Below are 20446 nucleotides of genomic sequence, written 5' to 3'. Positions count from 1 at the left end.
GAGGTTTCAGATATGCAGACATATCCGTTATACAGCCTGTCCCTTGAGGAGGCAATGAAGCTTCAGTTTAAGGTGACGGACTGTATCACAAGAGAATTTGAAGGACACGAGTTTTTAAACAGGGGTGATCTTGGCGTGGTGATGGGGCTCAACAAACCGGTGACCACCAGCAAGGTAGAACAGGTGATCGCCCGTATTTTTGATACAGAGGCCTGCGTGCTGGTCAGGGGAGCCGGAAGCGGAGCCATCCGGTTCGGTCTCCACGCCATGCTGACATGCGGGGATAAGATACTGGTCCATAAGGCGCCGGTTTACAATACCACCGGCACGTCCTTTGACATGCTGGGTCTGGTGCCTGTGGAAGCTGACTTTAATGATCTGCCGGATGTTGAGGCAGTGCTTCGTGCTGATCCGGATATTAAGGGCGCTCTGGTGCAGTATACCAGGCAGAAGCTGGATGATTGCTATGATATGCATGAGGTGGTAAAAACCATCAAAGCGGTAAGGGATATTCCGGTCCTGACCGATGACAATTACGCGGTGATGAAGGTAAAGGACATCGGGGTACAGTGCGGCGCTGACCTGTCCTGCTTTTCAGCCTTTAAGCTCCTGGGGCCGGAGGGTATCGGCGTGATCGCAGGAAAGAAGCAATATATAGACCGACTCATATCGGAGAGCTATTCCGGAGGAATGCAGACCCAGGGACATGAGGCGCTGGATGTGCTCCATGGCCTGATCTATGCACCTGTGGCACTGGCGATCCAGGCTCAGGTCAATGAGGAGTGTGTAAACAGGCTTAAGGCAGGGGAGATCCCCCAGGTAAGGGATGCATTTCTGGCCAATGCCCAGTCCAAGGTGCTTCTGGTTGAATTTTATGAAAATATTGCGGAAAAGGTGCTGGAGGAAGCGGAGAAGCTGGGAGCAGCGCCTAACCCGGTGGGAGCGGAATCCAAATACGAGATGATCCCCATGTTCTACAGGGTGTCCGGAACCTTCCGGAAAGCGGATCCCACCCTGGAGCACCGCATGATCCGGATCAATCCCATGCGTGCAGGGGCGGATACCATTTTGAGGATCATAAAGGAATCGATAGAAAGGGTGAAGTAGATGTTTCTGAACCAGACAATCAGGCGGAACCGGGAACTGGCGGAAACCGCATTCATGCTTCATCAGGAAGGGCGGATATTGCCGGATTCCTATGTGGTGGACGTGGACGCATTTCTGGAAAATGCCCGCAGACTGCTGCACAAGGCAGAGGAGAACCATATCAAGCTGTACTTTATGCTAAAGCAGATCGGAAGGAATCCTTATCTGGCAAAGGCATTGGTGGAACTGGGATACAGCGGCGCCGTGGTGGTGGATTACAGGGAAGGGCTTGTGATGATGCGGCACAATATCCCTATAGGCAATGTGGGACACCTGGTGCAGGTACCCGGAGCATTGATCAAGAATATGGTGGCATACGGGCCGGAGGTGATGACGGTTTATTCAAGGGAAAAAATCATGGAGATCCAGGCTGCGGCTGCTGAACTTGGACGCAGGCAGGCTTTGATGCTTCGGGTATACGGTGATTTTGACATGATCTATTCCGGGCAGACAGCGGGCTTCCATCTGGATGAGCTGAAGGAAACCGCGATCTGGATCAAGACAGAGTGCCCCCAGCTGGAGATCAAGGGCGTGACATCATTTCCCTGTTACCTCTATGATGAGACGGCAGGGGATGTGCTGCCCACCAGGAATCTTGAGACTGTAAAATGCGCGGTAGAAATCCTGAAGACCTGCGGGGTAGACGTGACGCTGGTGAACACCCCTTCCGCCACCTGCTGCCATACCATTGACAAAATGGTGGAGTTTGGGGGCAACTGCGGGGAGCCGGGACACGGACTTAGCGGAACCACGCCCATGCATGCGGAACATGATCTGGAGGAAATACCGGCCGTAGTGTATGTCAGTGAAGTTTCCCATAATTTTATGGGAAATGCCTACTGCTTTGGCGGCGGCCATTACAGGCGGTCCCATGTGAAACATGTGCTGGTGGGAAAAAGTTTAAAAGACAGCAGGGACCTTACGGTGATACCGCCCACGGATGAAAGCATTGATTATCATTTTGGAATATCAGAGGAATGCACGGTAGGAGATACGGCGGTCATGGCATTCCGTTTCCAGATTTTTGTTACAAGAAGCGATGTGGCGCTGGTAAAGGGAATCAGGAAAGGATGTCCCGAGATCATAGGTATTTATGACAGCCAGGGAAGAAAGAAGGAAGAATTTTGAAGAGATTTGTTGTGATCGTGTTGGACGGATTTGGAATAGGAGCAATGGACGATGCTGTGACAGCGCGTCCCGGGGACGAGAAGGCAAATACACTGAGAAGTATTTTGAGGGACCATCCTGATATGAAGCTTCCAAACCTGGAACGTCTGGGGCTGATGAATGCTTACGGGGCGGAGAGCAGCCGTATGAAGATGTGGGAAGATGCAAACTTTGGAAAGTCGGAGCTGATGCATTTTGGAGCTGATACGTTTATGGGACACCAGGAGATCATGGGTACATTTCCGCGAAAACCGGATGTCCATCCCTTTCAGGAAAAAGTGGATGCAGTGGCCGGCCATCTCAGGGAACAGGGGCATAAAGTGGAGATTATTGAAAGGGAAGGGCTGCGGTATGTGCTCTGTGATGATTTTGTGACAGTGGCCGACAATCTGGAGGCGGACCTTGGAATGTGCTACAATGTGACGGCTCCCCTGGACTATATACCCTTTGAAAAGGAATATGAGATCGGCCGCCTGGTCCGCGAGGTGGTGACCGTTGGCCGTGTGATCGTGTTTGGCGGGACCGGAAACTCCATGGAGGATCTTTGGAATGCGGAGGAGACAAAGGACCATGCCTTTATCGGGATCGCATCAGCTAAATCCAGATCCTATGAGCAGGGATACCAGTGCCTGCACTTGGGATACGGGGTTGATAAAAATGTACAGGCCCCTACCATTCTGACAGATGCCGGGATTCCTGTCACGCTCATTGGGAAAGTGGCGGATATTGTTGCAAATGACAAAGGAACAAGCATTTCCTGTGTGCCCACCGAAGCGTGTATGGAGCACACCATCCATGCCTTCAGACACATGGAGACAGGGTTCATCTGTACCAATGTGCAGGAGACCGACCTGGCCGGCCATTCCCAGTCTTCATCTGTCTATAGACAGATCCTGGAAACAGCAGACCGCGGCATCGGAGAACTGCTTCCCCTTCTCACCGAGGAGGATGTGCTTCTGGTTATGGCTGACCATGGAAATGACCCGGACATCGGGCACAGCAAACATACGCGGGAGTGTGTTCCCCTTTTGGTGTACAGGAAGGGAGTTGCCGGAAAAAGGCTGGGTATCAGGAAATCCCTTTCCGATGTGGGCGCAAGCGTGTGCGATTATTTCGGGGTAAAAGCACCCCGGAACGGCATCTCCTTTATGGGGTGCCTAAAAGACTAGAAACGCATTGACCGGAAGAAATCCTTGCCATTGATATTTAATTATAGTATACTTTTAACAATGCTTTAACAGTTTGGGAAAAGGCTAATACGGTATATAGTAAAGTTAGGAGTACATTATGGATGAGAAGGCAAGGAAATCATATAGCGATGTAGAGGCTGTGGATATACTGCACCAGGTTTCTAACTTATATATATCTACAAAGGTGCCTCATGATTACGGAACAGGTGAGGCCTATACATCGGTGGAAGTACATACCCTAAAACATATTGCCGACCATCATGGGATCACGGTAACGGAGCTTGCAAGGGATTATGGAAAGACAAAAGGAGCAGTTTCCCAAATCCTGAAAAAAGTGGAGAGCAAGGGGCTGATCTACAGGGAAGTGGATCCCGAGAATGATAACAGATACCACCTGTTTTTAACTGAAAAAGGAAAGGAACTGGACGAAGCCCACCGCAGATATGATGAGGTTGGGTTTGGGGAATCCATGGATATTGTCAGGGAACGGTTTTCAGAGGATGAAGTCAACACTGCCTTTTGTGTGCTTGAGGCCTGGCTGGATATAAGGCGGGGGGTTCAGGAAAGACGGAATGAAAAGAAAAAGAGCAGGAAGAGATAAGGAAATAGATTAACGTATACAGGCCCATGTCCGGTTACGGTCAGGAAGGAGCTGCAGCATTTGCTGCAGCTCCTTTCAGATTGGCGGCAAAGCCGCCGGTCTGATGAACCTCATGGTGAAGCCATGAAAATCATATATGTTCAGAACTGTGCGGGAAGTCTTGATCCAGGAAGATGAAAAACAAAGGCAACCCGCTTGTCAATGTTTTTTGTGAATAAAATTGGATATATTGCACAAAATACACGTATCATATTCATGCATATTGACAAACTATATAATTGATATTGACATTATCAGGTAAAAGGTTTAGAATCTAAACAAGAGGTATACATACTAAACCAAAGGTTAAGATTCTAAACAATATAGGGTTTGGACAGTATACCTGCTTGACTGCAAAAACCGGTACTGCAGGCTGGTGGAGCAAAAACTAATTCCAAAAAGACAGGAGAAGTATCATGAATCATACACTAGCTGTGATAGTAACGCTGCTGTATATCGTCATAGTTGCAACACTGGTAATTAAAAAGTATAATTCAGTATTTGTGTTCCTGGTATCAGGCATGATGATCCTGCTGCTATCGGCAATCTTCGGCGGCGGATCGATCATGGGGGATAAAACCACGGGAAATGCGGTCATAGATGTATTTGCATATGCCGCCAATGCATTCAAATCCAATGCATCCGGTGTGGGACTGACCTTAATGATGGTAACAGGGTACGCTGTTTACATGTCTCATATAGGGGCATCCACAAAATTGGCATATCTGGCAACCAAGCCTTTATCAAAAATTAAAAACCCCTACATAGTTTTAAGCATGCTCTTTATCATTGGGACCCTGCTGAAACTAGTGATCACAAGCCATGCGGGCCTGGCCATGCTTTTGATGGCCATTGCGTTTCCTATCCTCACCTCCCTGGGGATCAGCAAGCTGAGCGCCGCCACTGTTATGATCATGTGCGGCTTTGTGGACTGGGGTCCCAATGATTCAAGTGCGATCTTTGCGGCGGAGAATGTGGTTGGAATGCCCATGATGAACTATTTCCTCACCTATCAGGGAAAAGCCGCAGCGATCCTTATTCTTATCTGTGCTGTCTTTCTTCCCATATATCTGAGGCACATGGACAAGAAAGACGCATCCACAGGAAGCGTTGCGGCAAAGACGGAGATGCCGAGGGATTCCAGCTGCCCGGCATGTTACGCGGTGCTTCCCATTGTACCTTTGGTTTTGATCACCGTCTTCAGCTTTATACCATCCATTAAAATGGATGTGGTCACGGCAAACCTTCTTGGACTGTTCTTTGTATTTATCCTGGAACTGGTGAGAAGAAGGGACAGAAAAGAGGTGACCAATGACTTTAATGTTGTAATGAAGGCAATGGGCAATTCCTTTGCCAATGTTGTAAGTATCCTGATCGGTGCGGCAGTGTTTGCGGAAGCCATCAAACTGTTGGGCGGTATTACGATCATATCCAATGTCCTGGCCTCTGTTAAGAGTGCGCCGATCATTACCATGGCATTGATGTCAATGATCACATTTTTTGCAGGTATGCTTCTGGGATCGGGCAATGCATCATGGTATGCCTTCGGCCCCCTGGTTCCGGATGTGACGGCCCAAATGGGAGTTTCCACAGCCACCATCGCCCTTCCCATGCAGCTTTCCTCCGGCATCGGCCGGTGTATGTCTCCGGTGGCCGGTGTTGTAATTGCCATTTCAGGCATGGCTGAACTGGAGATCATGGACATTGTAAAACGGTGCTCTGTTCCGGCGATCGTGATGTTTGCCTGTAATATGATCGTCTCATATGTAATTGTTTAATTAAATGAAAATGTGTTATGATGAAAAAAGATAAAGGAGAATTCGTGATGAGCAAGATAATATATGATTTTGATAAAGGCGTTGAGAGAAGAGGAACAGATGCAAAAAAATATGACCCGTCCCTGTGCCCAGGCGATGTGCTTCCATTCTGGATCGCGGACACGGATTTCCCAAGCCCGGTGGAGGTGACCGAAGCCTTAAGGGAGCGCGTGGAGATGAATCATTACGGTTATCCGTATATTGATCCGGCATTTGAGGAGAGCATTGCCAGGTGGTATAAAGTAAGGCACAACACGGTCCTGAATCCGGAGTACATAGATTTTTCACCCTGCGTCATCCCTGCCATGATATGGTTTGCAGAAGAATTTTCAAGTGTTGGGGATAAGATCCTCCTTCAGACACCTGTTTACCCTCCCTTTCATGATCTGGTGAAAAATAATGGCCGTCAGCTGGTTTACAACGAGATGGATCTGGTCAACGGCCGTTATGAGGTCAATTTTGAAGACTTGGAGAAAAAGCTGTCAGACCCCAAAGTGAAGATCCTGTTTATCTGTAATCCACAGAACCCCACAGGCAGGTGCTTTACCAGGGAAGAACTGGTGAGGATGGGGGAAATGTGCATCCGCAACCACGTGATGATCGGGGTGGATGAGATCCATGGGGATATCATTTTTGACGGACATACGTTTATTCCTTTCTGCGGTATCTCGGAGGAGTTTGCCGATCATTCCGTGACATTTATCAATCCTGCCAAGACCTTTAATGTGGCCGGCTTCCGCACCGCCGCATGGTTTACGCACAACAAAGAGATCTACCGCAGGATGATGAACCAGCAGACATACAAAAAGGGAATGGGAAGAAATATATTCGGAAACGCAGCATTGATGGCATGCTATAATCACGGGGATGACTACGCAGACCAGTGTGTTGCGTACTTAAATGAGACCAAGAACCAGGCGGTGGCATACATCAATGAAAACATCCCCAAGATCAAGGCAATTGAACCGGAGGCTACCTTTATGATCTGGATGGACTGCAGGGGACTTGGATTCCAGTCACAAAAAGAGTTAAAGGATTTTATGTTCAGGGATGCCAAAGTGTTATTAAATGACGGAACCACCTTTGGGGAAAAGGAAGGGAAGGGATTTATGAGATTTAATTTTGCGGCTCCCAGGGCAGTTGTCATGGAAGGGTTAAAGCGGATCAAGGAAGCGGCCGACAGGCTGTAACGCAAAGGCAGGTGTCCGTATGAGAGAGGATTTATTAAAGAAAGTCGCGGAAAAGGAAGCGCTGGCAATCCTGACAGATTCTTTGGGAAATGTCATATGGGAATCAGATAAAAGCCCGGTGGCAGCCATGTATGGCCAATATTTTGAACATCAATTTTCCGGAGTAAAAGCCATGGTCCTGTACGCGAACCAGGCAGGTATTGCCATGGGGATCATGGCGGGCCGGATCCCCATCCGGGAATGCCATGGGGTGAGAATGTCGGAAGGCGGACTGAAGATGTTCAGGGAAATGGGGGTGGCTGTCACATATGCAGAGCTCATCCCCCTTGTGAAATCCTCAAAGGATGATACAAAGGTCTGCCCCATTGAACAATTTCTCTATGACCACAGGGACCAGGGAGAGCAGTGGGAGTTTCTTGAGGAGCGTTTTAAGAAGAACTGAAAGTCCGGGACAGAGGGTGTGCAGTGCACATCCTCTGTTTTGCACCTGCTGTGCACGCCGCCCTGTGCTTTACCTGCTGTGGCGCCGCCCAGTACCGCGCCACCCGTGCCCTGGTTGATGCTTTGCCCGGCGTACTTTTACCAGGAGACGTTTTACCAGGAGACTGCATTTTAATGTTGACAGACGGGGTTTTTATATGCTATAATCCAATCAATTTGATAAGGCAGTAATCGACATGTTACTGGTAATGCAGGCAAGATCGAAGGATAGAAGGATAAAGTGGGTATACTTTATTCTGATATACTTGGGTCTTTTTTTGTGTCTGCTCTTAAGACGGATGTGCGTGCGTCTGGTAACTGGGCTTATCAAGGGACATTCACTGGCCGGTGAGCAACCAATTGGAATAATCAAAGAGGAGAATGTTATGGATATCAACAGAGTAGCAAAAGACATATTAAAGCATGTGGGCGGAAAAGAAAATGTAAGTGACCTGAGCCACTGCTTTACCCGTCTGCGTTTTGTGTTAAAGGACATGTCCAAGGCGGACAAAGAGGTGGTTGAACATCTGGAGGGAGTGATCCAGGTGGTCATATCCGGCGGACAGTTCCAGGTGGTGCTGGGCTCCAAGGTTACCAAGGTGTATGATGCAATGCTTCCCATGGTGGATCTGGAATCCGGCGGCGGTGAAGGCGGGCAGGCAGAAAAGGGAAATGTGTTAAATCATGTGCTCCAGGTTATTTCCAAGATGTTCACACCCCTGATTCCGGCCATTGCCGCCTCCGGTCTGATCAAAGGACTTTTGACAGCCGCAAAACTGGTGGCGGCCGGCCGGGGAGTGGATATTGCGTCCAATGACACCTACATCCTGCTGTTTGCAGCCAGCCAGATTATTTTCTATTTTATGCCTGTATTCCTGGGATACACGGCTGCAAAGGCGTTAAAGTGTAATGAGATCATTGCCATGACCATTGGAGGTTTTCTGTGTTATCCGCAATTGGATGCTATTATCCAGGATGTGTCCGCTGTGACCAGGATATTCGGGATCCCTGTGATCAAAGGTGCATGGACCATTGGGGAATCCACCAGGGTGTTCAGCTACACCGAGTCCGTGATTCCCATCCTGCTGGCAGTGTTTGTACTTATGTACCTGGAACGGGCCCTGGAGAAGATCATTCCCCAGATCCTTCAGATCATTCTTGTGCCGGGAATTTCCATGATCCTTATGGTGCCCTTGACACTGTGCCTGTTAGGCCCGGTCGGCATATGGGTGGGCAACGGAATCCAGACCGTATACTATGCCCTGATGCAGTTTAATGCTGTTTTGGGAGGCGCTGTGGTGGGCGGTCTCTGGGGCGTGTTCGTCATTTTCGGGGCACACAGGGCGCTGCTGCCCGTGGGTCTTAATGATGTGGCTGTGAGCGGAAAACAAAACCTGCTGGCATTTGCGGGAGCCGCCAACTTTTCACAGGGCGGCGCAGCCCTTGGCGTTATGCTTAAATCAAGGAACAGGGAGTTAAAGGGAGTGGCTGCCTCAGCAACCATCTCAGCTGTGCTGGTAGGGATCACGGAGCCGGCCATTTACGGATGCAACCTGCGTCTGAAAAAGCCCATGATCTGCGCTATTATCTGCGGCGCCTTGGGAGGCGGCATCATGGGGCTGGGAGGCGTGTACGGAGATGCCTTTGCTAACAATGGCGTGCTGACGATCTTTACCTATGCGGCATTTGGGATGACCCCGTTTATTTTCTACCTGGTCGGAATCGCAGTGTCATTCTTTGGGGCGGCGGTGCTCACCTATTTTGTGGGATTTGACGATATCCCCGACAAAGGGGATGGGGCTGCTGCCGTGAACAGGGCAGGAGACAAGAACAGGACAGGAGACGAGAACAGGGCAGGAGACGAGAGCAGGGCAGTTTGCGAAAACGCCGGGGAGAATGAGATCCTCCTGGGCTCCCCTATCCAGGGAAAGGCGGTTCCCATGACATCGGTAAAGGATGAGGTGTTTTCGTCCGAAGCCCTGGGCAAAGGGATTGCAGTGATACCGGAAAAAGGGGAAGTGACAGCGCCGGCTGACTGTACGGTGACATTGATCTATCCCACCCTTCACGCCATGGGACTGACAATGGACAACGGGGTGGAACTGCTGATTCATGTGGGTATGGATACCGTGAAGCTGGAAGGAAGATATTTCCAAAAGCATGTGGAGGAAGGCGCCCATATCAAAAAAGGGACAAAAATAGTTTCCTTTGATATTGATAAAATAAAAGAAGCAGGATATGATACGGTTGTACCTGTTATAGTGGGGAATACAGCCAACTTTGCAGAGGTAAAAGGATTGGAGCGGGAACACGCGGATTGTGATACACCGGTGGTCCGAATCATCAGATAACAGGAAAAGGAGAACATATATGGCAGACAGATTTCCAAAGGACTTTTTGTGGGGAGCCTCCTCCTCGGCGTTTCAGATCGAGGGAGGATGGGATGAAGGCGGAAAGGGAATGACAGTGGCGGATCATAATTCCTTTAAGCGTTCCCACAAGCAGGCTGACAGTAAGGTGGCCAGTGATTTTTACCATCACTGGAAGGAAGATATTGCACTGATGAAGGAACTTGGCATGAAGATTTACCGGTTCTCCCTTTCCTGGGCGCGCATCATCCCGGACGGGGACGGTGAGGTGAACCAACAGGGCATTGCTTTTTACAATGATGTGATCAACTGCCTTCTGGAACATGGAATCCAGCCCTTTGTGACCCTCTATCATTTTGATCTTCCCTATGCCCTGGTGGAAAAGTACAATGGATGGGAGGACCGGCGGTGTGTGTACGCCTTTGAGCGGTATGCAAAGATCTGCTTTGGGCAGTATGGGGACCGGGTAAAATACTGGCAGGTCATCAATGAGCAGAACCTGATGATCCGCGTGGACGAGCGCATGAATATCAATGAAGCGGATCCGCTCAAGGCTGACCGGATCCGTGCCCAGATGGATTACCACATGTTCCTGGCCCATGCCCTGGCATCTAAGGCCTGCCACGAGCTGGTAAAGGACGGAAAGGTGGGACCTGCAGTGTCCTCCACCTGTACGTATCCCCTGACCAATAAGCCGGAGGATGTGTGGGCCGCCAGGATGAATGACTGCATGAAGACGGTCTACTGCCTGGATATGCATTATTATGGAAGGTATCCCGGATATTACATGAGGTATCTGAACGAGCGGGGGATCGTCCCGGTCATGATGGAAGGGGATGAGGAGATCCTGAAGCATGGAAGGATGGACTACATTGCCCTGAATTACTACAGGACCCTGTGTGCCAGCTACCTTCCCGCAGACGGATCCCACCCTGTGGGCATGAGGGTATACCGCGGGAACGAGGTGGATTTTGACCAGTACGGCTATTGCAGGGATGAGAAGAATGAGAACCTGGCAGCCAGCGAGTACGGCGCACAGATCGATCCCATGGGATTGCGCATTGTTCTGAATGATTACTACAGCAGATACCATGTGCCCCTGATCATAACGGAAAATGGGCTGGGTATGGGAGACGAACTTACTGCGGACAATCAGGTCCATGATCCATACAGGATCGATTATATAAAAGGACATCTTAAGGCGTGCTCCCTGGCGATCCAGGATGGAGTGGACCTGATGGGATATTCGCCATGGTCCTTTATGGATCTTTTAAGTTCGCACCAGGGCTTTAAAAAGAGATACGGGTTTGTGTATGTAAACCGGGAGGATATGGATCTTAAGGATCTGGCCCGGATCAAAAAGGACAGTTTTTACTGGTACCAGAACGTGATACGGACAAACGGCGAAGAGCTGTAAACAGAAGGATGGGGATGTTAAGGTGCGGGTTGTTAAAGTGTTGAATAATTCACTGGTCCTGGCTCTGGATGAGGAGGGACAGGAGGCCATTCTGATGGGTAAGGGCATCGGCTTTCACAAGGCAACGGGGAGTACGCTGAAGAAAGAGGAAGTGGAAAAAGTATTTGTACTGAAGGACCGGAATATTTCCAGAAATATTATCCGCCTGGCAGCTGACACGGACGGGGTGTTTTTTGAACTGGCAAAAACAGTGATCGATCATGGAAGGGAGCGGTTCGGGATGGAACTGATGGACCATCTCTACCTGTCCCTGACAGACCACCTTTCCTATGCGGTGCAGAGGGTGAAGGATGGGATCATTTTCCAGAATTTCTACACCCTGGAGATGAGGAAGTTTAATCCCCATGAATTTGAAGTGGGAAATTTTGCGCTTGATCTGGTGGAGGAAAAGCTGGGAGTCCGTCTTCCCGATGACGAGGCGGGCAATATTGCCCTGCATTTTATCAATGCCCAGCAGGACAATCCCTATAACAGCCAGAACCAGGTGATCAACAGCGTGGTGGAGGATATCCTGAGTATTATCAAATACAGTTTCCATATTGTATATGATAAGGAAGACACCTCATACACCCGCTGTGTGACCCATCTGCGTCTCTTTGCACAAAGGCTGATGAAGGGCGAGATGATGCCGGATGAGAGGAACACATTCCTGTACCGGCAGATCATGGAAACCTGCGCAAGGGAACGGGAGTGTGTGGAAAAGATAGGGGTCTATGTACGGGAACGGTTTAAGGTCTCCATTACGGATCAGGAAGAACTTTACCTGACCCTTCACATCCACCGGGTGATGGATACCATTCAGCAGAAAGGCCAGGTGTGACATGGAACAAAGAATGATGGAGGGGAAGACAGGGCAGACCACAGCGGATGCCCGCGGTGCACGTCAGCAGGAGGTCATTTTTCTGGCAATCGTGGCACTGTTCTGGTTTGCCCAGTACGTATACATACCATATCAGACCACATACCTGACGGGAATCGGCGCTGCCAGCAGCGTGGTGGGTACCGTGGTGGGGGCCTACGGCATTTCCCAGCTCATCCTGCGCCTTCCGGTTGGGGTGTGCGCAGACCGGCTGGGGCGGCATAAGCCCTTTATCATGGCCGGAGCACTGGCCTCAGGCAGCGCATCCCTGTTTCGGGTATGCCTGTGTAATGAGAGGGGATTTCTGGCAGCCAACCTGCTGTCAGGGCTGGCTTCCGCCATGTGGATCTCTTTTATGGTATTTTACACCGGGAAATATCCCCAGGACCAGCAAAAGGCTACCAGCAGGATCGTGCTCTTTAATAACCTGGGGATGCTTCTGGGATTTGTGGCCAGCACGCTGTGCTATTCCAGGATCGGCATGGGGAAGATCTGCGCGCTCAGCGTGGGTGCGGGAACGCTGGCATTTGTGCTGGCCTTGTTTTTAAAGGAACCGGGAGGAGAGCTTAGGCCCGGGAGGGGAAATCTTTCACCTGCGCAGCTCCTTAAGGTGTGCAGGGGAAAACGTATCATCATGTTTTCCATGATCGCCCTGATCCAGCAGGGGATCCAGCTGACCACCACCATGTCCTTTACCAACCAGATCCTTAAGAACATCGGCGCATCCAATGGGATCGTAGGAGTTTCATCCATTTTGTATATGCTGTCGGCAGTAGTGTTTGCAGCCATGGCCTCATCTGATTTCTGTACAAAAAAAGGGCCCAGGTTCTGGATCCCGGCCGTATTGCTGGCAGTGGCCTTTTATTGCCTTATGGTGCCGGTGGCCGGGAGCATTCCCTTTCTTCTGGCACTTCAGGTGCTGCCCGGCATGGCCACGGGAATCCTGTTTTCCTACGCCACCTCGGAGGCAATGCAGGGGGTGCCCGGGGAGCAGAGGTCTACGGCTATGGGATTCTTTCAGGCCGTGTATGCGGTGGGAATGACCACATTTCCCATAGTTACCGGAAAGATAGCTGCAGGTGCCGGGATGGGGCAGGGATATCTGGTTCTAGCTGTCATTGCAGTGGCCGGAAGCGGGGCAGCTGCCCTGTATTACATGGTAGAAAATGGGAAATTTTTGGAAATTATACATAAAAGTTAAATGCGGAATATGAAATTTCCGGTAAGAAAGGGCATTTTTACACTTCAGTGAAGGAATTATTAAGGTTGGATGGAGAGTCTTGACAATTGAGTCAGGGCTCTTTATTTTAAGACAACGGAAGATACACAGCTGCACTCAGAAGATGGTGATGTTTCACATTGATAAAACTGAACTAAAAGAGCACGGGAGAACAATGGCCATGCCGCGGATATGCCGGCGCCGCCATTGCTGCTCCGGTGTTTTTTTTGTGTGGAAGCGGGTATTTTTTTGCATCCTTTCCGTGAAATCGAAGATTTGTGCCGGGCGGGATCTTCCGTTATACTTAGGATATCAAATAACTGCTGATGGGACAGAGACATCAGAGAGGAGAAATACATGAAGAACATTTTACTTGCCTGCGGAGCAGGGGCTTCCAGCGGGTTCATAGCCCAGAAAATGAGAAAGGCGGCACAGAAACAAGGGCTGGATATCAGTATCCGGGCTGTCAGCGATACGGAGATTATGGAAAACATTGATGGGGTGGGAGTTTTGCTCATCGGCCCGCATCTAAAGCATAAATTTGCCGAGATTGAGGAAGAGGTAAGGGATCTGGGTGTGAAGGCAATGATCATTGAACGGAAATATTACGCGACCCTGGACGGAGAGTCCGTATTAAAGCAGGCATTGGAACTAATGGACTAGAGGGAGGTTAAGGTATGGAACGGTTTATGAACTGGATGGGTGATGTGGTTGCCCCGAAAATGGAAGAATTAACAGGTAACGCCTGGCTCTCTGCCATGCAGAAGGCCATTATCAAAACACTTCCCATGGTACTTGTGGGTTCCCTTATCACCATATACAATGTTATTAAGAATTTTATTCCGGCACTTCCTGTGCTGACCAGTCTAAGGGACTATACATTTGGGCTCATATCTATTTTTATGGTATTTCTGATCCCCTATTATGTGCTGGAACTTAAGAAGAACCACAAGATGAAACTGATTGCCGGATTTACCGGCGTGGCCCTGTTCATGATCCTCGTGAATCCGGAGATTACAGATGCCGGTTATGTGTACCAGTTTTCAGCATTTGGTGCAGGCGGCATGTTTGTGGCGATCGTAGCCGGACTGTTTACCGCGTTTATCATGAACCTGTATGGAAAATTCACCTTTTTTAAACAGGATTCCGTGATACCGGATTTTGTGAAGGAGTGGTTTGACTCCATGCTTCCCATTGCCTCCGTTGTGCTGATCGGTTGGCTGGTGGTGATCCAGATGCATTTTGATCTGTATGCGTTTATTGTGAACTTCTTTGCACCGTTAAACAACATTGCCCAGTCTCTTCCCGGTATGATTTTGCTGTATCTGATCCCTACCATCCTGTATTCCATGGGTATCAGCGGCTGGGTGTTCCAGCCGATCATCAACCCGATCGCACTGGTGGCCATCACTGCCAATGCAGATGCACTGGCAGCCGGTATGAGCGCTTCACAGCCCTTTACCAACGAGGCGGTATACGCATGGCTCAGCCTGGGCGGGCGCGGGGCAACCCTTCCCCTGTCCATTATGCTGCTTTTTGCAGCCTCCAGGCAGTTAAAGGCATTGGGCAAGGCTTCTATTGTGCCGAGTATTCTCAATATCAATGAGCCGGTGGTATTTGGCTGTGTGGCCTGGAATCCATTGCTGATGATCCCTATGTGGATCACGGCAATCGTACTTCCTATTATCACTTACCTTGCCCAGGCAACAGGGCTTGTGGCAATCCCTGTGGAAGTGTTTAATATGTGGTACTGCCCGGTATTCATCAGTTCCTGGCTTGTGAACCACAGTCTTTCCGGACTGGTGCTTACTGCCATCAACCTGGCTGCTGCAACTGCCATCTTCTTCCCCTTCTTTAAAATTTATGACAGACAACAGTTAAAGCTGGAGATGGAAGAAAACGATTAATAAGAGGAGCGAATTATGTGCGAAACAATGAGCAGCTATGAAGAAGAGAGAGAGAAAATGGCATCCATTGCCATGCAGATCGTGATTCATGCAGGGGATGCCAGAAACCTGATTATGGAGGCCCTGGACCATGCGGCGGAGGGGCTTTATGATCAGGCGGAGGATAAGCTTAAGGAGGCCAGGGAAGAACTGCGCCAGGCCCATATTTTCCAGACCGAGGTGGTGCAGTCCGAGGCAGGCGGGAAAAAATACGAATATTCCCTTTTGTTTACCCATGCCCAGGACACAGTGATGACCATTTGTACGGAGATGAACCTGGCAAAAAAAATAATCTCTATGTATAGAAAACTGGATGACAGGATATCTAAACTGGAAGAAAAAGCAGAGGTGTAAGGTATGTTGAAAATGCAGCATAAGTTTCCGCAAGGATTTCTGTGGGGCGGCGCCATTGCCGCCAGCCAGGCGGACGGAGGGTTCAGGGAGGATCAAAAGGGCATGTCCATTGCAGATTTCCATCCCTACAGGAATATAAAGAACAGGGATGACCGCAAGGAGGACAGTACCATACGCAATGATGAAAATTTCCTTGTGATCGAACCGGGCCTCTATTATCCCAAGCAGCACGGCGTGGATTTTTATCACAGGTTCGAGGAGGATCTGGGTCTGATGGAGGAGATGGGATTTAAAGCATTCCGTACCTCCTTTGACTGGAGCCGTATCTATCCCAAGGGAGATGAGGAGGAACCCAATGAGGCAGGGCTGAGGTATTATGACAGGCTGATCACCTCCATACGTTCCCATGGAATGGAGCCGTTTATGACCATTTCCCATTATGAGATGCCCGTGCATCTGGTAAAAAAGTACGGGGGATGGCTGAACCGTAGCCTGGTGGACTTTTTTGCAGCATACTGTAATACCCTGTTTGAGCGGTATCACGGCCAGATAAAATACTGGATCGTGTTTAACCAGATCAATCTGACCACATTTAATTCCCTGGGGATATTGGGAAACCGGGCCAAAAACTTTATGGAAGCAGAATACCAGGGAGTCCATCACCAGTTCCTGGCCTGTGCAAGGGCAAAGGAACTGGCCGGAAAATATAAGGGTCAAATCCGGGTGGGCACCATGCTCAGCGATAAGCTGGCTTACCCTGCCACATGCAGACCGGAAGATATGCTCTTTAATATGAGAAAGAACCAGATGCAGTATTTTTTTCCTGATGTGCAGCTCAGGGGATCTTATCCGGCCTATGCCTTCCGCTTTTTTGAGGAAAACCATATAAATATTCATATTGACCCGGAGGACGAAAGGCTGATGAGGGAAAATCCCATGGATTTCCTGTCCACCAGCTATTATTATACAAAGATCAATGATTCATTGAAAAACACCTATGCCCCCATGGACAAGAGCACCAATCCCTATCTGGAAAAAACAGAGTGGGGCTGGGAGATCGACCCCATTGGTCTCAGGGTCAACCTGAACCATTACAGCGACAGATATCCGGGAGTCCCCATTTACATAACGGAAAATGGTTACGGTGCAGTGGACAGGCTGGAGAAGGATGGTGCGGTCCACGATCCGTATAGGATTGATTATTTGAGACAGCATGTGATCCAGATGAAGGAAGCGATTGCGGACGGTGTACCGTTAAAAGGGTATATGATGTGGACGCCTATGGATATTGTAAGCTGTTCATCGGCGGAGATGAAAAAACGATATGGTCTCATCTATGTGGATCAGGATGATGAGGGAAATGGAAGCGGACAACGCTACAGGAAGGACAGCTTTTACTGGTACCAGAAGGTGATTGAGAGCAACGGAGAAGAATTATAGTGCCAGAAGGCACCATCTCAACAGGAGACGGTGCCTCAGCGCGCATCTTCGGGAGAAATTCAGAGGGAGTTTCATGAGTGGAAATAGAAAGAAAGCCGCTATGTATGCGGCAGCGGCGGGGTGTATGTGGGGCACCATCGGCCTGTTTGTAAATGTGGTTTCAGGCTATGGTATCCGTTCTCTGGAACTGACCGTATCCAGGATGGTGATCGCAGCGGCGATCCTGGGAATCTGTTTTTTGATCAGGGGCAGGAACCTGTTCAGGGTTAGGGCGGGGGACCTTATATGGTTGGGGGTGGCGGGAATCCTGTGTTTGCTGTTTTTTAATGTGAGTTATGGAATTGCCATAGAGAGATCATCCATGTCGGCAGCAGCAGTACTGTTATATACATCACCGGTTTTTGTAACCCTGATAGCAGTGCCTGTATTAAAAGAAAAACTTTCCTCGAGAAAGCTGGTGGCTGTCTTACTTGCAATTACCGGCTGTGCGTTTGTGTCCGGGATCATGTCGGGAAAGGTGACATTTCCGGCAGACGCCTTTTTGTGGGGCATGGGTGCCGCACTGGGATATGCCATGTACAGTATTGTGGCAGGGGTGCTGCTGAAACGGTATCATCCTCTGACAGTCCTGTTTTATGCCTTTTTAACTGCCGCAGCAGCGGGATGTTTTCTTGCAGATATGAAACATATGGTATATAGTATAAGTCAGTACCCGCAGCTGGGAGTGGTACTTGTGGTATCAGCCTGTGTGTGTAATATTTTTTCATACCTGTCCTACAACACGGCCCTTAAGTATATGGAGGCCGGAAGAGTTTCCGTGATTGCATCCATAGAACCAGCGGTTGCCTCCTTTCTTGGAGTGGCTGTGCTGGGGGAATCCATGGATTTCTACGGGGCATCAGGGGTTATCTGTATACTGGGAGCAATTGTGGTGCTGAACAGATAGTCGGGGGTAAAGAAACATGAGGGAGAAACATCTGGCACTTATTAAGATCCTTGTGAATCAGGAGGAATGGCAGACTGCAAAGCAGCTTTCCCTTCAGCTTCATATATCGGAGCGCAGTGTAAAGAACTATATAGGAGAAATCAATTATTTTGAGAATAATCTGATCGAAGGATCCAGGAAAGGATATATGATACAGAGGGAGAGGGGAAAGGCACTGCTGGCCCATCAGGTAAGAAGTGTGCCCGAGACTCCCGGAGAACGGGTTAACTATATCATTACAGAACTTCTCACCAGGGACAGTGAAGGGGGGCAGGGCATTGACCTCTATGATATCAGCGAAAAGATATTTGTAAGCTACGAGACCCTGAAAAAAGACATGGTCAAAGTGAGGAAAAAGCTCAAGGAATATGGACTATATGCCAATGTGGTGACTCAGAAGGTATCCATGGAAGGACGGGAACTGGATAAGCGAAGGCTTTTAAGTTCCATTTTGTATGAGGAATTCAATAAAAATATATTGAGCCTGGATGTGGTTCAGAACGCATTTCCCGATTATGATCTGGAAGAGCTTAGAGACATCATCCTGACAGAGTGTAAAAAATACCATTATTTTATCAATGATTACGCCATGGTCAATCTGATACTGGATGTGGTAATCAGCATGGACCGCATCAGAAAAAACTGCACTTTCCGTACCCATATGGCTGAACGGCGCCGGTACGGCATACGGGAGATGGAGCTTTCGGAACAGATTGCAGACCGGATTGAGCAGGCGTTTTCCATCCGGTTTACGGAGCAGGAGATCGAGGAGCTTACCTCTCTGCTCATCAGCCATCTGATGAAGGTGGATTATGATATGCTGAACCATGAGAATATCAGGGAATTTATTGAACCGGAATGCCTGGACATAGTGGACCGGGTCCTAGTGTACCTGAATGAAAATTATTTTATTGATACGGAAAATGATGAGTTTGTCGTCAAGTTCACCATACATATCCACAACCTGCTTCGTAGGATGGAAAATCAATATACGACTAAGAATCCTTTGACAGAGCATATTAAAAATTCCTGTCCTCTTATATTTGAATGTGCGGTGGGTGTGGCCAATTGCCTCAGCCAGCTGACCGGATATAAGGTGGACGAGGATGAGATCGCCTATATTGCCCTTCACATTGGCGGAAACCTGGAAACCTATGAAAACCAGAAGGACAAGCTGGGGTGTATCCTTTTGTCTCCCCAGTATTACGATATGGCGGATATTATGATGGAGAAGATTGCAGGCAGCTTCTCGGAGGATCTGGTGATCAAGACAGTGGTGACAAAGCCGTCTGAACTGTCCATGGCAAAACGCGAGGATATGATCATCTCTACCATTGCAGTGGACCCGGCGCAGTGGGACCATGTGGTTCAGGTCAATCCATTTTTACCTGAGCGGGACTTGTCATCCATACGCAGGAAAATTTCCGAGGTTAAACAGGCGAAGAAGCTGGAGCGCCTGAGAAAAATGCTTATGCAGATCACCTCCCCTGAGTTGTTCTGCAAAAACGGAGAAATCGGGAATCAGAAGCAGGCCCTGGCCTACATGATCAGGGCATTGGAGGAACAGGGATATGTGGATGGGGAGTTCATCCACGAGGTGGAGGATCGGGAGGCCCATTCCTCCACTGCATTTGGAAGACTGGCGGTTCCCCATTCCCTGAAAATGGATGCCAACAGGACTGGGATGTATATCCTGCTCAGCGATAAACCTATTGCGTGGGCCGAGCATATGGTAAATGTGGTGCTTTTGTTTGCCATTAACAGGGAGGACCGGGAGCTGTTCCATGAAATATTCGACAATCTGATCGTCCTTCTGCTGGAGTATCAGAACCTGGATAAGGTCCTGCAGAGCAACACGTATGAGGAGTTTATTGAGGCGATACTGGAAAGAAGGTTTTATGGAAACATATAAACATTTGATCATAAGCAGGGACGGGCTCCACGCCAGGATCGCCGTATATCTGGCAAAGATATGCCGTGATGCGGAGAGTACCGTAGAGGTCAGGAACAAAGAACGCAGGGCAAACGGAAAGGAAGTGTTTTCCGTCATGAACCTGTATGCCAATCAGGGAGATGAACTGGAATTTTTGGTGGATGGCAGCGATGAGGAGGAGATATTGGGGCAGATAGCCGTATTTTGCGGGGAGTATTTATAGCATCTGAATTG

At 49.2% G+C, this 20446-nt stretch carries 18 protein-coding genes; all 18 read left to right on the top strand.

Annotation, left to right across the window (positions count from 1 at the left end; translation table 11 throughout):
- Positions 1-12 precede the first annotated feature (12 nt).
- The 18 genes from HMPREF9469_RS13620 to HMPREF9469_RS13535 all read left to right on the top strand — a co-directional run bounded on the left by HMPREF9469_RS13620 (position 13) and on the right by HMPREF9469_RS13535 (position 20435).
- Positions 13-1107: an aminotransferase class V-fold PLP-dependent enzyme gene (locus tag HMPREF9469_RS13620; protein WP_007862839.1), complete on the top strand. Its 1095-nt coding sequence runs from the start codon at positions 13-15 to the stop codon at positions 1105-1107.
- Positions 1108-2274 carry a YhfX family PLP-dependent enzyme gene (locus HMPREF9469_RS13615; protein WP_007862838.1) on the top strand — a complete coding sequence of 389 codons (1167 nt, stop codon included), beginning with the start codon at positions 1108-1110 and terminating at the stop codon, positions 2272-2274.
- A complete protein-coding gene (locus HMPREF9469_RS13610; protein ID WP_007862834.1) occupies positions 2271-3482 on the top strand; it encodes a phosphopentomutase in 1212 nt (403 codons plus the stop codon). Before HMPREF9469_RS13615 ends, HMPREF9469_RS13610 begins: the two co-directional genes overlap by 4 nt.
- Positions 3483-3600: 118 nt before the next feature.
- The gene (locus HMPREF9469_RS13605; RefSeq protein WP_007862832.1) at positions 3601-4104 is read left to right on the top strand and encodes a MarR family winged helix-turn-helix transcriptional regulator; all 504 of its coding nucleotides are present in this window, start codon (positions 3601-3603) and stop codon (positions 4102-4104) included.
- A 455-nt stretch (positions 4105-4559) separates the two neighbouring features.
- On the top strand, positions 4560-5921 hold the full coding sequence (gene dcuC / locus HMPREF9469_RS13600) for a C4-dicarboxylate transporter DcuC (protein ID WP_007862830.1): 1362 nt from the start codon (positions 4560-4562) through the stop codon (positions 5919-5921).
- Positions 5922-5968: 47 nt separating this feature from the next.
- A complete protein-coding gene (locus HMPREF9469_RS31310) occupies positions 5969-7150 on the top strand; it encodes a MalY/PatB family protein (protein WP_007862825.1) in 1182 nt (393 codons plus the stop codon).
- Between the two features lie 19 nt (positions 7151-7169).
- Positions 7170-7592, top strand: a complete 423-nt coding sequence (locus HMPREF9469_RS13590; protein WP_007862824.1) for a DUF1893 domain-containing protein — start codon at positions 7170-7172, stop codon at positions 7590-7592.
- A gap of 424 nt (positions 7593-8016) precedes the next feature.
- Entirely contained in the window at positions 8017-9981 is a 1965-nt protein-coding gene (locus tag HMPREF9469_RS13585) for a beta-glucoside-specific PTS transporter subunit IIABC (protein ID WP_040416326.1), read from the top strand.
- A 19-nt stretch (positions 9982-10000) separates the two neighbouring features.
- Entirely contained in the window at positions 10001-11416 is a 1416-nt protein-coding gene (locus HMPREF9469_RS13580; protein ID WP_007862822.1) for a glycoside hydrolase family 1 protein, read from the top strand.
- Between the two features lie 22 nt (positions 11417-11438).
- Positions 11439-12296, top strand: a complete 858-nt coding sequence (locus HMPREF9469_RS13575; protein WP_007862821.1) for a PRD domain-containing protein — start codon at positions 11439-11441, stop codon at positions 12294-12296.
- 1 nt (position 12297) lies between these two features.
- The gene (locus HMPREF9469_RS13570; RefSeq protein WP_007862820.1) at positions 12298-13536 is read left to right on the top strand and encodes an MFS transporter; all 1239 of its coding nucleotides are present in this window, start codon (positions 12298-12300) and stop codon (positions 13534-13536) included.
- A gap of 375 nt (positions 13537-13911) precedes the next feature.
- The gene (locus HMPREF9469_RS13565) at positions 13912-14217 is read left to right on the top strand and encodes a PTS sugar transporter subunit IIB (protein ID WP_007862819.1); all 306 of its coding nucleotides are present in this window, start codon (positions 13912-13914) and stop codon (positions 14215-14217) included.
- Positions 14218-14231: 14 nt separating this feature from the next.
- Entirely contained in the window at positions 14232-15461 is a 1230-nt protein-coding gene (locus HMPREF9469_RS13560; protein WP_007862817.1) for a PTS sugar transporter subunit IIC, read from the top strand.
- Between the two features lie 15 nt (positions 15462-15476).
- Complete coding sequence (locus HMPREF9469_RS13555) at positions 15477-15854, top strand: PTS lactose/cellobiose transporter subunit IIA (RefSeq protein WP_007862815.1); 378 nt, start codon at positions 15477-15479, stop codon at positions 15852-15854.
- A 3-nt stretch (positions 15855-15857) separates the two neighbouring features.
- A complete protein-coding gene (locus tag HMPREF9469_RS13550) occupies positions 15858-17294 on the top strand; it encodes a glycoside hydrolase family 1 protein (protein WP_007862813.1) in 1437 nt (478 codons plus the stop codon).
- Between the two features lie 73 nt (positions 17295-17367).
- A complete protein-coding gene (locus HMPREF9469_RS13545; RefSeq protein WP_007862812.1) occupies positions 17368-18240 on the top strand; it encodes a DMT family transporter in 873 nt (290 codons plus the stop codon).
- Positions 18241-18256: 16 nt separating this feature from the next.
- Complete coding sequence (locus tag HMPREF9469_RS13540) at positions 18257-20191, top strand: BglG family transcription antiterminator (protein ID WP_007862810.1); 1935 nt, start codon at positions 18257-18259, stop codon at positions 20189-20191.
- Positions 20178-20435 carry an HPr family phosphocarrier protein gene (locus HMPREF9469_RS13535; RefSeq protein WP_007862809.1) on the top strand — a complete coding sequence of 86 codons (258 nt, stop codon included), beginning with the start codon at positions 20178-20180 and terminating at the stop codon, positions 20433-20435. The genes HMPREF9469_RS13540 and HMPREF9469_RS13535 overlap by 14 nt, the downstream gene beginning before the upstream one ends.
- Positions 20436-20446: the final 11 nt, after the last annotated feature.

It is taken from the genome of [Clostridium] citroniae WAL-17108 (assembly GCF_000233455.1).
GTDB lineage: Bacteria > Bacillota > Clostridia > Lachnospirales > Lachnospiraceae > Enterocloster > Enterocloster citroniae.
This window is presented reverse-complemented; position numbering and strand designations above follow the sequence as displayed.